Origin of the sequence: Pseudomonas ekonensis (assembly GCF_019145435.1) — a bacterium.
GTDB classification, from domain to species: Bacteria; Pseudomonadota; Gammaproteobacteria; order Pseudomonadales; family Pseudomonadaceae; genus Aquipseudomonas; species Aquipseudomonas ekonensis.
Map to the genome: position 1 here is coordinate 74205 of NZ_JAHSTS010000001.1, position 12641 is coordinate 86845.

At 66.6% G+C, this 12641-nt stretch carries 14 protein-coding genes; 10 read left to right on the forward strand and 4 right to left on the reverse strand.

The window, feature by feature from the left end; all coding sequences use genetic code 11:
* Positions 1-4: 4 nt before the first annotated feature.
* The 10 genes from KVG96_RS00430 (at position 5) to KVG96_RS00475 (ending at position 7083) form a co-directional block, all read left to right on the forward strand.
* Positions 5-670 carry a riboflavin synthase gene (locus tag KVG96_RS00430; protein ID WP_217890408.1) on the forward strand — a complete coding sequence of 222 codons (666 nt, stop codon included), beginning with the start codon at positions 5-7 and terminating at the stop codon, positions 668-670.
* Positions 671-701: 31 nt separating this feature from the next.
* Positions 702-1793, forward strand: a complete 1092-nt coding sequence (gene ribBA / locus KVG96_RS00435; RefSeq protein WP_085585886.1) for a bifunctional 3,4-dihydroxy-2-butanone-4-phosphate synthase/GTP cyclohydrolase II — start codon at positions 702-704, stop codon at positions 1791-1793.
* 91 nt (positions 1794-1884) lie between these two features.
* Positions 1885-2361: a 6,7-dimethyl-8-ribityllumazine synthase gene (gene ribH, locus KVG96_RS00440; RefSeq protein ID WP_217890409.1), complete on the forward strand. Its 477-nt coding sequence runs from the start codon at positions 1885-1887 to the stop codon at positions 2359-2361.
* Positions 2358-2858 carry a transcription antitermination factor NusB gene (nusB, locus tag KVG96_RS00445; RefSeq protein WP_217890410.1) on the forward strand — a complete coding sequence of 167 codons (501 nt, stop codon included), beginning with the start codon at positions 2358-2360 and terminating at the stop codon, positions 2856-2858. Before ribH ends, nusB begins: the two co-directional genes overlap by 4 nt.
* A gap of 17 nt (positions 2859-2875) precedes the next feature.
* On the forward strand, positions 2876-3838 hold the full coding sequence (gene thiL, locus KVG96_RS00450) for a thiamine-phosphate kinase (RefSeq protein ID WP_217890411.1): 963 nt from the start codon (positions 2876-2878) through the stop codon (positions 3836-3838).
* Entirely contained in the window at positions 3835-4338 is a 504-nt protein-coding gene (locus tag KVG96_RS00455) for a phosphatidylglycerophosphatase A family protein (RefSeq protein WP_085585892.1), read from the forward strand. Before thiL ends, KVG96_RS00455 begins: the two co-directional genes overlap by 4 nt.
* Positions 4339-4366: 28 nt before the next feature.
* On the forward strand, positions 4367-5113 hold the full coding sequence (locus tag KVG96_RS00460; protein ID WP_217890412.1) for a substrate-binding periplasmic protein: 747 nt from the start codon (positions 4367-4369) through the stop codon (positions 5111-5113).
* A 136-nt stretch (positions 5114-5249) separates the two neighbouring features.
* Entirely contained in the window at positions 5250-5867 is a 618-nt protein-coding gene (gene ribA / locus KVG96_RS00465) for a GTP cyclohydrolase II (protein ID WP_085585896.1), read from the forward strand.
* Complete coding sequence (locus KVG96_RS00470) at positions 5864-6283, forward strand: MFS transporter (protein ID WP_217890413.1); 420 nt, start codon at positions 5864-5866, stop codon at positions 6281-6283. The genes ribA and KVG96_RS00470 overlap by 4 nt, the downstream gene beginning before the upstream one ends.
* Positions 6283-7083: a cobalamin-binding protein gene (locus KVG96_RS00475; protein WP_217890414.1), complete on the forward strand. Its 801-nt coding sequence runs from the start codon at positions 6283-6285 to the stop codon at positions 7081-7083. Before KVG96_RS00470 ends, KVG96_RS00475 begins: the two co-directional genes overlap by 1 nt.
* Positions 7084-7237: 154 nt before the next feature.
* On the opposite strand, the gene KVG96_RS00480 is transcribed toward KVG96_RS00475, so the two are convergent.
* The 4 genes from KVG96_RS00480 to KVG96_RS00495 all read right to left on the reverse strand — a co-directional run bounded on the left by KVG96_RS00480 (position 7238) and on the right by KVG96_RS00495 (position 12388).
* Positions 7238-9121 carry a TonB-dependent receptor domain-containing protein gene (locus KVG96_RS00480; RefSeq protein WP_217890415.1) on the reverse strand — a complete coding sequence of 628 codons (1884 nt, stop codon included), beginning with the start codon at positions 9119-9121 and terminating at the stop codon, positions 7238-7240.
* A gap of 150 nt (positions 9122-9271) precedes the next feature.
* The gene (gene dxs / locus KVG96_RS00485; protein ID WP_217890416.1) at positions 9272-11170 is read right to left on the reverse strand and encodes a 1-deoxy-D-xylulose-5-phosphate synthase; all 1899 of its coding nucleotides are present in this window, start codon (positions 11168-11170) and stop codon (positions 9272-9274) included.
* 91 nt (positions 11171-11261) lie between these two features.
* Positions 11262-12149 carry a (2E,6E)-farnesyl diphosphate synthase gene (gene ispA, locus KVG96_RS00490; RefSeq protein WP_217890417.1) on the reverse strand — a complete coding sequence of 296 codons (888 nt, stop codon included), beginning with the start codon at positions 12147-12149 and terminating at the stop codon, positions 11262-11264.
* Positions 12146-12388, reverse strand: coding sequence for an exodeoxyribonuclease VII small subunit (locus KVG96_RS00495; protein WP_085585908.1), 243 nt, complete (start codon positions 12386-12388; stop codon positions 12146-12148). Before KVG96_RS00495 ends, ispA begins: the two co-directional genes overlap by 4 nt.
* Positions 12389-12641 lie beyond the last annotated feature (253 nt).

A 12641-nucleotide genomic window follows, 5' to 3' on the forward strand; every position in this document is an offset into this window, starting at 1 on the left:
CCCCATGTTCACCGGCATCATCGAATCCATCGGCAGCATCCGTGCACTGACCCCCAAGGGCGGTGACGTGCGGGTGCATGTCGAAACCGGCAAGCTCGACCTGAGCGACGTCAAGCTGGGCGACAGCATCGCGGTCAACGGCGTGTGCCTGACAGCGGTCGAGCTGCCGGGCAACGGCTTCGCCGCCGACGTCAGCCGCGAAACCCTCGACTGCACCGCCATGAATGACCTCAAGAGCGGCAGCCCGGTCAACCTGGAAAAGGCCCTGACCCCGACCACCCGCCTGGGCGGGCACCTGGTCAGCGGCCACGTCGACGGCGTCGGCGAGGTGGTGTCGCGCTCCGACAACGCCCGCGCCGTGGAATTTCGCATCCGCGCGCCGAAGGAGCTGGCCAGGTACATCGCCCACAAGGGCTCGATCACCGTGGACGGCACCAGCCTGACGGTGAACGCGGTGGACGGCGCCGAGTTCCTGCTGACGATCATCCCGCACACCTTGAGCGAAACCATCATGGCGTCCTACAAGCCGGGCCGCCGGGTGAACCTGGAGGTCGACCTGCTGGCGCGCTACCTGGAGCGCCTGCTGCTGGGCGACAAGGCCGCCGAGCCGAGCGCCGGCGGCACCATCACCGAAAGCTTCCTGGCCGCCAACGGCTATCTCAAATCCTGAAACTCAATTTCTGAAAGAATGGGGGTGCCTTGTGGCGCTCAATAGCATCGAAGAGCTGGTTGAAGACATCCGCCAAGGCAAGATGGTCATCCTCATGGATGACGAAGACCGCGAGAACGAAGGCGACCTGATCATGGCCGCCGAATGCTGCAAGGCCGAGCACATCAACTTCATGGCCAAGCACGCCCGCGGCCTGATCTGCATGCCGATGACCCGCGAGCGCTGCGAGACCCTGAAGCTGCCGCTGATGGCGCCGCGCAACGGTTCCGGGTTCGGCACCAAGTTCACTGTTTCGATCGAGGCCGCCGAAGGCGTGACCACCGGCATCTCCGCCGCCGACCGCGCCCGCACCGTGCAGGCCGCGGCCGCCAAGGACGCCAAGGCCGAAGACATCGTCAGCCCCGGCCACATCTTCCCGCTGATGGCCCAGGCCGGCGGCACCCTGGCCCGCGCCGGCCACACCGAAGCCGCCTGCGACCTGGCGCGCATGGCCGGTTTCGAGCCGAGCGGGGTGATCTGCGAAGTGATGAACGACGACGGCACCATGTCCCGCCGCGCGGAACTGGAAACCTTCGCCGCCGAACACAACATCAAGATCGGCACCATCGCCGACCTGATCCACTACCGGATGATCCACGAACGTACCGTTCAGCGGATCGCCGAGCAGCCGCTGGACAGCGAACTGGGCCAGTTCAACCTGGTCACCTACCGTGATTCGGTCGAAGGCGACGTGCACATGGCCCTGACCCTGGGCAACGTCTGCGCCGAAGAGCCGACCCTGGTGCGCGTGCACAACATGGATCCGCTGCGCGACCTGCTGATGGTCAAGCAACCGGGGCGCTGGAGCCTGCGCGCCGCCATGGCCGCCGTGGCCGAGGCCGGCAGCGGCGTGGTACTGCTGCTCGGTCACCCGCTCGACGGCGACGTGCTGCTGGCGCACATCCGCGAAACCGGCGACCAGGCGGCGGCGAAAAAGCCGACCACCTACAGCATCGTCGGCGCCGGTTCGCAGATCCTGCGCGACCTGGGCGTGCGCAAGATGCGCCTGATGAGCGCGCCGATGAAGTTCAACGCGATATCCGGTTTCGATCTGGAAGTTGTAGAATACGTGCCCTCCGAATGATGACCGGTTGTTTCCGGCCCTTGATTCGCGGTTCAAATATCCCTGAGGGGCGCGTAACAGACGCGTCCCGGCTCTTTAAGAGATCTGACGAATGACCCTGAAGACCATCGAAGGTACTTTCATCGCTCCAAAAGGCCGCTACGCTTTGGTAGTGGGCCGTTTCAACAGCTTCGTGGTTGAAAGCCTGGTCAGCGGCGCAGTCGATGCCCTGGTTCGCCACGGCGTGAACGAAAGCGACATCACCATCATCCGCGCACCGGGCGCCTTCGAAATTCCTCTGGTCGCGCAGAAAGTCGCCCAGAAAGGCGAATTCGCGGCGATCATCGCGCTGGGCGCGGTCATTCGTGGCGGCACCCCGCACTTCGAATACGTGGCCGGCGAATGCACCAAGGGCCTGGCCCAGGTCTCCATGGAATTCGGCGTACCGGTCGCCTTCGGCGTGCTGACCGTCGATTCCATCGAGCAAGCCATCGAACGTTCCGGCACCAAGGCCGGCAACAAAGGTGCCGAAGCTGCCCTGTCCGCCCTGGAAATGGTCAGCCTGCTGGCGCAGTTGGAGGCCAAGTGATTAGCGACGACAGCGATCGTTTCAACCCGCGCGATCCGAAACCTGCGAACGCCGGCAAGCCCTCGAAAAGCGCCAAGCGCCGCGAAGCCCGTCAGCTCGCGACGCAGGCGCTGTACCAGTGGCACATGGCCCGGGCTTCGTTGAACGAGATCGAGGCACAGTTTCGGGTCGACAACGATTTCACCGATGTCGACGGCGCGTACTTCCGCGAGATCCTGCACGGGGTTCCGGCCAACCGCACCGAAATCGACAACGCCCTCACGCCTTGCCTGGACCTGACCATCGAAGAGCTGGATCCGGTCGAGCTGGCGGTGCTGCGTCTGTCCACCTGGGAACTGCTCAAGCGCGTCGACGTGCCTTACCGCGTGGTGATCAACGAAGGCATCGAGCTGGCGAAGGTCTTCGGTTCGACCGACGGCCACAAGTTCGTCAACGGCGTGCTGGACAAACTGGCCCCGCGCCTGCGTGAAGCTGAAGTGAAGGCGTTCAAGCGCTGACCGGCGCTTGAGACCTCATGGGCGAGTTTGAGCTGATCCGTAATTTCTTCGCCGCCGCGCCTTGTGCGCAGGGCGGCGAGGGCGTTGCCCTGGGGATCGGCGACGACTGCGCCTTGCTGGCGGTTCCTTCTGGGGAACAGCTGGCGGTTTCCACCGATACGCTGGTGGCCGGCGTGCATTTCGCCGACCCCTGCGATCCGTTCCTGCTCGGTCAGCGCTCGCTGGCCGTGGCGGTCAGCGACCTCGCCGCCATGGGCGCCACGCCCGTTGCCTTTACCCTTGCCCTGACCCTGCCGACGGTGACCGCCGATTGGCTGCAGGCCTATGCCCGCGGCTTGAGCCAGATGGCCCAAGGCTGCGGCGTGGCGCTGGTGGGCGGGGACACCACCCGTGGGCCGTTGAGCCTGACCATGACCGTGTTCGGCCGCGTGCCGGCGGGCCAGGCCCTGACCCGCAGCGGTGCGCGCCCAGGCGATCTGCTGTGCGTCGGCGGCGAGCTGGGCAATGCCGCCGGCGCCTTGCCGCTGGTGCTGGGGCAGCGCGCGGCGGCCGATGTCGCAGGACCGCTGCTGGCGCATTACTGGTCGCCGCAGCCGCAACTGGCCTTGGGCCAGGCGCTGCGCGGCAAGGCCACGGCGGCGCTGGACATCTCCGACGGCCTGCTCGCCGACTGCGGGCACATCGCCCTGGCGTCGAACGTGCGGCTGGAGGTGGAGCGCGAGCGGGTGCCGCTGTCGGATGCACTGGTGGCGTTCCTCGGCCAGCCGGGCGCCGAGCGTGCGGCCCTGAGCGGCGGCGATGACTACGTGCTGGCCTTCACCTTGCCGTCCGTCGAATTGCCGGCGCTGCTGGCCGACGGCTGGCCGGTGCATGTGATCGGCCGCGTGGCGCAGGGGCAGGGCGTTGTGCTGCTCGACCGCGACGGACGCGACATCACCCCGCAGATCCGGGGTTATCAACATTTTCAGGAGTCACCGTGACAGATCACCCGAAACAGGTTCCGGCCGAATGCGTTCCGCCGTCGGTCTGGCGCAATCCGTGGCATTTCCTGGCCTTCGGATTCGGTTCCGGCACCTTGCCCAAGGCGCCGGGCACCTGGGGCTCGCTGGTTGCGCTACCCTTTATTCCGTTGTGGCAGATGTTGCCCGACTGGGGGTACTGGCTGATGCTGGGCATCACCATGCTGTTCGGCTTCTGGCTGTGCGGCAAAGTGGCCGACGACCTGCGGGTGCATGACCACGAAGGCATCGTCTGGGACGAGATGGTCGGGATGTGGATCACCCTGTGGCTGGTGCCGGAAGGCTGGTACTGGCTGCTGGCCGGATTTGTGGTGTTCCGCTTCTTCGACATACTCAAGCCATGGCCGATCCGCTGGGTGGACCGGCATGTGCACGGCGGCGTCGGGATCATGCTCGACGACGTGCTGGCCGGCGTGTTCGCCTGGCTGGCGATGCAGGGACTGGTGTGGATTTTCGCCTGAGCGCTCAGGCGTGCACGGGGGACTAAGGATGGCTCGACGCTGGTTGGCGCTGTTGGTTGTTGCCTGGCTCGGTTTCGGGGGCGCTTGCCTGGCCCGGGCCGAGGATGCACCGCCTGCGGTCATTCATCTGGCCAGCGAGGAATGGGAAGACTACACCGCCGCCGACGGCCACGGCCTGGCCTGGGACGTGCTGCGGCTGGTGTTCGAGCCGGCCGGCGTGACGCTGGACATCCGCACCGTGCCGTACACCCGTTCGGTGGGGCTGGTGCAACTGAAGGAAGTCGACGCCCTGGTCGGCTCCTATCGCGACGAAGCCGAGCAGGTGCTGTACCCGCGCTGGAACTTCGACTCCGACCACATCTACGCCCTGGGCCTGGCGAGCAATCCGGCGCCGACCCAGGCCTCCCTGGGCAAGTACCGCCTGGCCTGGGTGCGGGGCTACCGCTACGAGAACTACCTGCCCAACATCAAGCGCTTCAACCAGATCGAGCGGCGCACGGGGATCCTGTCGATGCTCAAGCAGGGGCGGGTGGATTTCTACATCGATGCGTTGACGGAGATCGAAGCGGTGGTCAAGGACGCCGACGATCCGGCGCAGTACCGCTACTCGCATCTGGCGGAGCTGCCGCTGTACCTGGGCTTCGCCGACACGCCCCAGGGCCGGGCCCTGATGGCGCTGTACGACCGGCGTATGGAGCAACTGGTGCAAAACGGCGAGCTCAAGGCCGTCTTCGAACGCTGGAAGCAGCCGTATCCGTTCGATCCGAACGGCTGACGCCCCTCGCCACGACAATCTTCGCATCAAACTTTTTGATGGTTATGGCCGACAATTCAGCCTAAGCGTCTGTGAGAACCTGCTGTTACAATGCCGCCCAGCGAATCTTCAGACTTTTCAGATCAGGAGCACACCGGTGCCTGTCGTTTTTGTCGCCGCTTCCAAGCTGCCAACGCCTTTTGCGCAATTCACCATGCACGGTTTTCTCGATGAAGCCACCGGCCGCGAGCACGTCGTGCTGAGCCTGGGCGAAATCGCGGACGGTGCCCCGGTGCTGGGCCGGCTGCATTCCGAATGCCTGACCGGCGATGCCTTGTTCAGCCAGCGCTGCGACTGCGGTTCGCAACTGGAAGCCGCCCTGCGCGCCATCGCCCGCGAAGGCCGTGGCGTGCTGCTGTACCTGCGTCAGGAAGGCCGCGGCATCGGCCTGCTGAACAAGATCCGCGCCTACGAACTGCAGGACGGCGGCGCCGACACCGTCGAGGCCAACGAGCGCCTGGGCTTCGCCGCCGACCAGCGCGACTACGCCATGTGCCTGCCGATGCTGGAGCACCTGGGCGTCAAGTCGCTGCGCCTGATGACCAACAACCCGCGCAAGGTCAAGGCGCTGACCGACATGGGCATCGTGGTCGCCGAGCGCGTGCCGCTGCACACCGGCCACAACCCGCACAACAAACTCTACCTGGCGACCAAGGCCAGCAAGCTCGACCACATGATGGGCAACGAGCACCAGGGCGAGGTCGACCGGGCGTGACCCGCGGTCAGGTGCGTCGCCGCCTGTCGGTGGCCTGGTGGAAATACCTGGCGCTGGCGCTGCTGCCGCTGTTCGTGCTCAACGGCGTGTTCGGCCAGGGCGAGGCGGTCCTGCCGGTGCTGGCGATGCCGCTGTTCATCGCCGGCGTGGCGTCGATGTTTGTCAGCCTGAAATTCTTCGGCCGCTACAAGCATGCGCTGATCGCCACCCAGAAAGCCCTCGACACCCCCGAAGAGCCCGGCGCGTGGATCGCCTTGGCGGCCCGTCGCCGCACGGCGTTCCTGGCGGCGGCGTTGCCGGCCTGGATCGGCGCGCTGGCGGTGTTCGTCGGCCTCGAAGCCGTGCCGCTGATGCTGCTGGCGTTGTCCACGGCCGTGCTGTTCTACCTCTACCGCATTCCGCGTCAGCTCGGTTGATGCGGCGTCTCTGGCTGGCGGTTCTGCTGCTGGCCGTCAGCGGTGGGGCTTCGGCCGGCCTGCGGGTGGTGAGCCTCGCGCCTTCCTTGTCTGAAATCGTCGTTGAACTGGATTCGGCCGACCTGCTGGTGGGCGTGCTGGACGCCGGCGAGCGGCCGGCCGCGCTCAAGCAAGTGCCTTCGGTAGGCCGCTACGGGCAGCTCGACATGGAACGTTTGCTCAGCCTCCAGCCCGACTTGCTGCTGCTCTGGCCCGGCAGCGTCGGCCCGGCCCAGCGCGAGCAGCTCAAGGGGCTGAACATCCCGACCTTCGTGGCCGAACCCCACAGCCTCGACCAGTTGCTCGCGCAGATCGAAGCCATCGCCCGGCGGCTTGGCCGGCCGGAGCGCGGGACCGAACGGGCCGCTGCATTGCGCAAAGACCTTGAGGCGCTCCGCACCCGTTATCGCCGGGAAAGCCCTCTGCGGGTGTTCTATCAGGTTTGGGACAAACCGCTGTACACCGTCGGCGGCGGGCAGATCATCAGCGATGCGCTGGCGGTGTGCGGTGCCCGCAACGTGTTCGCCGACCTGAGTTTGCCGGCGCCGCAGGTCAGCATCGAGGCGGTGCTGCAGCGCGATCCCGAGGTGATCCTGGCCGGCGAGCAGGCGCAGCTCGATGCCTGGAATGCCTGGCCGCAGGTGGCGGCGGTACGCCAGGGGCAATTGCTGCGGGTGACCGACAAGGGCCTGGAGCGGCCGAGCGGGCAGATGATCGAGGCGACCGCCAAGCTCTGCCGGATGATTGCGCCCGGGCGCTGAGGTCGTTGCTTTGCGGTGTCTTTGATGGCGCCATCGCCAGCAGGCTGGCTCTCACAGGGGATTACGGTTGTATGCAGAATCTGCGTTTACCGCGAAAACTGTAGGAGCCAGCCTGCTGGCGATAGCTTCAGCCAAAACCCCGCAGCCGTTCCCGTCAGGGCTGCGGCGTCCAGGTCACCCCGAACATCCACGCCCGGCCTTCCTCGCGGTAGCCGTACTGACTGTTGTCATGGCTGTACAGCACCCGGCTGTAATCCTTGTCCAGCAGGTTGTCGACCTTGAGGTCCAGCTTGATCTCCCGGCTCAGCGCCCAACTGCTGCGCAGTCCGAGCAGGCCATAGCCGCCCAGGGCATGCTGGTTGTTCAGGTCGTCGTAGCTGCCGCTGACCGCCTGCCAGGAGGCGCCGAGGCCGAGCCGGTCGAACTGCCTGTCCAGGTCCCAGCTCAAGGTGCGGCGCGCGCGGCGGGCCAGGGTGTGGCCGCTGTCGCGGTCGCGCGGGTCGATGACCGCCACGCCGAGGTTGCTCTGCCAGCCGTACAGTTCCTGTTTCAGCGCCGCTTCGAAGCCGTTGATCCGCGCCGAGGCGACGTTCTGCGGCCGTGAGTTGCTGCCGAAAATGATCGCGTCCTCAAGGTCGGTGCGGTACAGCGACGCTTCGAGGCGGCTGCTGTCGCTCAACTGGCTGCGCCATTGCAGTTCGTAGCTTTTCGAGGTTTCCGGCTTAAGGTCCGGGTTGCTGAAGTCGGGGTAGTACAGGTCGTTGAAGGTCGGGGCGCGGAAGCCTTCGCTGTAGCTCAGCAACAGGTCGTTGTCCGGGTTCACCGGCACGGTGAGGGTGCCGCTCCAACTGTTCTGGCCACCGAACTGCTGGTTCTGGTCACGGCGCAGGCCCAGTTCGGTGGAAAAGCTGTCGGCCTGGTAGCGGTGCTGGATGAAGGCGGCGCGGTTCCAGCGGCTGTCCTCGTCGAACGCGGTGCTGCTGTTGACCCGGTCTTCGTACCAGTCGCCGCCCAGGATCAGGCTGTTGCGGGCATCGAGGGTCAGGTCGTTCTGCCAGTTCACCGAATCGCGGTAGGTGTTGAACACCGAGCGCTCGTCGCTGAGCTTGTCGAGGGTCTTGTCGCGGTTTTCGCTGTGGCCCAATTCCAGGCGGGACTTCCAGCGCTCATTGAGCCGTGCGTCCACGTAGCCGCTGAAACTGCTGACGGTGAAGTCGCTGTAGGGCTGCTGCTGATAAGTGGTGTCAGTGCGGTAGTCGTAGCGGCCGAACGGGCTGTCGAATTCGTTCTTGCCGCGGTTGTCCAGCAGGTTGGCGCCCACTTCGACGTCGTCGCTCAGCGCGTGGCTCAGGCTCAGGCTGAGGGACTGGTTGCGGTAGGCATCATGGTCGCCGTCGCTGGGATACGACTCATGGGTGCGGTCGATGCCGGCGGTTTCGTCGAGGCTGGCGCCAAGGTTGAAGCGGGTGTTGTCGTCACCGCCGGACAGGCCGAGGCTGCGCTCCCAGGTCTGGTGGCTGCCCAAGCCCACATGCATCCTGGGTTGCAGGCCCGCCTCGGCGCCGCGCCGGGTGAAGATCTGAATCACCCCGCCAATCGCGTCACTGCCGTAGATCACCGAGCGCGAACCGCGCAGCACTTCGACGCGTTCGATCTGATCGATGTTCAGGTGCTGCAGGTTGCTGTCGCCGGAGGTGGCGTTGCCGATGCGCTGGCCGTCCACCAGCACCAGGCTCTGGGCCGACTGGGTGCCGCGGATGTAGATCCCCGGCTGGCTGCCGCGCCCGCCGGTCTGCGCCACCTGCACGCCCGGCACCCGTTGCAGCAGATCGGTGACGCTCTGCGGCTGCAGGCGCTCGATGTCGTTGCGGGTGAACACGGTGTTGGCGGCGCTGCTGTCGTTGCGTGCCTCGACCTGGCGGTTGGCGCTGATCAGCACGTCCGGCAGCTTCAGGGCTTCGTCGCGTTCGAAGGCGTCGGCGAATGCCGGGCTGGCGGGGAGCAGGAGGAGGGGCAGGGCGAGGCGCGAGAGTTGCATCGGCAGTCCATTGAGATTTCAGGCGTACATAAAACCAATGTGGGAGCGAGCCTGCTCGCGATGGCGGTGTGTCGGTCGGCATAGGGCTGACTGACAGTGCGCTATCGCGAGCAGGCTCGCTCCCACAAGGGGCTTGCAGGGAGGGTGTGTTCAGCGGTCGAGCAGTTGCAGGCGCTCGCGCACCGCCGCTTCGATCCCGGCCTCGTCCAGCCCGCACTCGGCGAGCATCTGCGCCGGTTTGGCGTGTTCGACGTAGATGTCCGGCAGGCCCAGGTGCAGGATCGACTTGAGCACGTTCTCGCGGGCGAGGCACTCGCTGACCGCGCTGCCGGCGCCGCCCATCACCGAGTTTTCCTCGATGGTCACCAGCAGATCGTGGTTGGCGGCGGCTTCACGCACCAACGCTTCGTCCAGCGGTTTGACGAAGCGCATGTCGATGACCGTGGCGTCCAGCTTCTCGGCGACGTTCAGCGCCTCGGCCAGTTGCACGCCGAACACCAGCAGGGCGACCTTGCTGCCCTGGCGGCGCACCACGCCCTTGCCGATCTCGATCGGCTCCAGGCTCTTCTCGATGGTGGCGTTCGGGCCGGTGCCGCGCGGGTAGCGCACCGCCGCCGGGCCGTTGTACAGGTGGCCGGTGCTGAGCATCTTGCGCAGTTCGTTCTCGTCGCTCGGGGTCATGATGACCATGCCCGGGATGCAGCGCAGGTACGACAGGTCGAAGCTGCCGGCGTGTGTCGGGCCGTCTTCGCCCACCAGGCCCGCGCGATCGATGGCGAACAGCACGTCGAGGTTCTGCACCGCGACGTCGTGGACCAGTTGGTCGTAGCCGCGCTGCAGGAACGTCGAGTAGATCGCCACCACCGGCTTGGCGCCTTCGCAGGCCATGCCGGCGGCGAGGGTCACGGCGTGCTGTTCGGCGATCGCCACGTCGAAGTAGCGCAGCGGGAAACGTTCGCTGAACGCCACCAGGTCCGAGCCTTCCTTCATCGCCGGGGTGATGCCCACCAGGCGCGGATCGGCGGCGGCCATGTCGCACAGCCATTCGCCGAACACACCGGAATACTTCGGCCCGCCGGCCTTCTTCGGCGCAGCGGCGGGGGCGTCCAGCGGTTCGAGCTTGGTGATGGCGTGGTAGCCGATCGGGTCGACCTCCGCCGGGGCGAAGCCCTTGCCCTTCTTGGTGACCACGTGCAGGAACTGCGGGCCCTTCAGGTCGCGCATGTTGCGCAGGGTGGCGATCAGGGTCGGCAGGTCGTGGCCGTCGATCGGGCCGATGTAGTTCCAGCCCAGCTCTTCGAACAGGGTGCCGGGCACCAGCATGCCCTTGGCGTACTCTTCGGTGCGGCGGGCGATCTCCCAGGCGCCGGGCAGGCGCGACAGCACTTTCTTGCTGCCTTCGCGCATGCTCGCGTAGGTGCGGCTGGAGAGGATCTTGGCCAGGTAGTTGGACAGGCCGCCGACGTTGCGCGAGATCGACATGTCGTTGTCGTTGAGGATCACCAGCATGTTGGCGTCCACTTCCGGCGCGTGGTTCAGCGCCTCGAACGCCATGCCGGCGGTCAGCGCGCCGTCGCCGATCACGGCGATCGCCTTGCGGTCGCTGTTCTGCAGGCGGGCGGCGATGGCCATGCCCAGCGCGGCGCTGATCGAGGTGCTGGAGTGACCGACGCCGAAGGTGTCGTACTCGCTCTCGGAGCGGCGCGGGAAGGCGGCGATGCCGTCCTTCTGGCGCAGGGTGCCCATGCGCTCGCGGCGGCCGGTGAGGATCTTGTGCGGATACGCCTGATGGCCGACGTCCCACACCAGCCGGTCGTCCGGGGTGTCGAACACGTAATGCAACGCGATGGTCAGCTCGATGACGCCCAGGCCGGCACCGAAATGCCCACCGGTCTGGCCGACCGTGTAGAGCAGTTCCAGGCGCAACTCATCGGCCAGGGTCTCCAGCTCGGCTTCGCCTAACCGGCGCAGGCCGTCCGGCGTGTTCGCGCGGTCGAGCAGGGGCGTGGTCGGGCGCTTGCGGGGAATCTCATGAAACGTCGTGGGCATCAGGCGAATCGTTATAGGTATAAAAGATGCGGCAGTTTACCTGATGCATCGCCCCCTGCCCACGCGTAGGTCCCTTTTGGCGGATCTGCCGTCAGTGGCGGCGCTCGACGATGTACCGGGCCAGGTCGCGCAGCGGCTCGGCGGCCGCGTCAAACGGTCGCAGCGCGTGCAGGGCCTGATCGCGCAGTTCCAGCGCATAGGCCTTGGCCGCGTCGAGGCCGAGCAGGGCCGGGTAGGTCGGCTTGTCGCGGGCGATGTCGGCGCCCTGGCGCTTGCCGAGGGTTTCGGTGTCGCTTTCGACGTCGAGGATGTCGTCCTGCACCTGGAACGCCAGGCCGATGGCCTGTGCATAAGTCTGCAGGGCCTTGAGCTCGTCCTTCTCGGCGCGGCCGCTGGCCAGGGCGCCGAGCTTGACGCTGACCTCGATCAGCGCGCCGGTCTTGTGCCGGTGCATCTGCTCCAGGGCCTTCTGGTCGAGCTTGAGGCCCACCGAGCCGAGGTCGATGGCCTGGCCGCCGACCATGCCGGCCGGACCTGCCGCGTGGGCGAGGGCGGTGACCATCTGCAGGCGGATGTCGGCGCCCAGGTCGCTCAGGCGCGGATCCAGCAGGGCGCTGAACGCCAGGCTCTGCAGGCCGTCGCCGGCGAGGATCGCGCAGGCTTCGTCGTACTTCTTGTGGGTGGTGGGCTGGCCGCGGCGCAGATCGTCGTCGTCCATGGCCGGCAAATCGTCGTGCACCAGCGAGTAGGCGTGGATCAGCTCCACCGCGCAGGCTGCGCCGTTGGCCTGCCCGGCCTTGCCGCCGAGGGCTTCGCACGCGGCGTAGGCCAGCAGCGGACGCACGCGCTTGCCGCCGATCATCACGCTGTAGTGCATCGCCTCATACAGGCGCGCCAGTTCCGGCAGCGGGGCCTTGAACAGGATCTCCAGCGCCGCGTTGACCCGTGCCTGGCTGGCGGCCGAATACGCGGCGATCATTCCGGCAGGTCCGCATCGAACGGGGCTTCGGCCAGTTCGCCGTCGCGCTCCAGCAGGATCTGCACCTTCTGCTCGGCCTGGGCCAGCGCCGCCTGGCAGTCGCGGGTCAGGCCGATGCCCTGCTCGAAGGCGGCCAGCGAGTCCTCCAGCGACAGTTCGCCGTTCTCCAGACGCTCCACCAGCGTTTGCAGGTCGGCGAGGGACTGTTCGAAATCCAGTGCAGCTTTTTTGCGGGCCATGGCGGCGGTTTCCGGTAGACGTTAAACCGGCGCGACACTAGCAGATAGGGGGGGCAGGGGCAAATGAGCGGGGCGTTCCCCGTGGCGGGGAGCTTGCTCCCGCTGGGCTGCGCAGCCGTCCCGGGCATGGCCGGAGCCAGGGCCGGATCGTTGGGGTCGGGGTCGCTTCGCAACCCGGCGGGAGCGAGCGCCCTCGCCACGGATTGATGTGTTTTGCCTGGGGAGATCATTATTCGGCTCGTTTTGTGAGCCG

Bases quoted from the DNA above. Each gene is read 5' to 3' on its own strand.
- KVG96_RS00430 (WP_217890408.1), top strand. From the start codon at position 5: ATGTTCACCGGCATCATCGAATCCATCGGCAGCATCCGTGCACTGACC.
- ribH (WP_217890409.1), top strand. From the start codon at position 1,885: ATGACCCTGAAGACCATCGAAGGTACTTTCATCGCTCCAAAAGGCCGC.
- thiL (WP_217890411.1), top strand. From the start codon at position 2,876: ATGGGCGAGTTTGAGCTGATCCGTAATTTCTTCGCCGCCGCGCCTTGT.
- KVG96_RS00460 (WP_217890412.1), top strand. From the start codon at position 4,367: ATGGCTCGACGCTGGTTGGCGCTGTTGGTTGTTGCCTGGCTCGGTTTC.
- KVG96_RS00475 (WP_217890414.1), top strand. From the start codon at position 6,283: ATGCGGCGTCTCTGGCTGGCGGTTCTGCTGCTGGCCGTCAGCGGTGGG.
- KVG96_RS00480 (WP_217890415.1), bottom strand. From the start codon at position 9,121: ATGCAACTCTCGCGCCTCGCCCTGCCCCTCCTCCTGCTCCCCGCCAGC.
- dxs (WP_217890416.1), bottom strand. From the start codon at position 11,170: ATGCCCACGACGTTTCATGAGATTCCCCGCAAGCGCCCGACCACGCCC.
- ispA (WP_217890417.1), bottom strand. From the start codon at position 12,149: ATGATCGCCGCGTATTCGGCCGCCAGCCAGGCACGGGTCAACGCGGCG.
- KVG96_RS00495 (WP_085585908.1), bottom strand. From the start codon at position 12,388: ATGGCCCGCAAAAAAGCTGCACTGGATTTCGAACAGTCCCTCGCCGAC.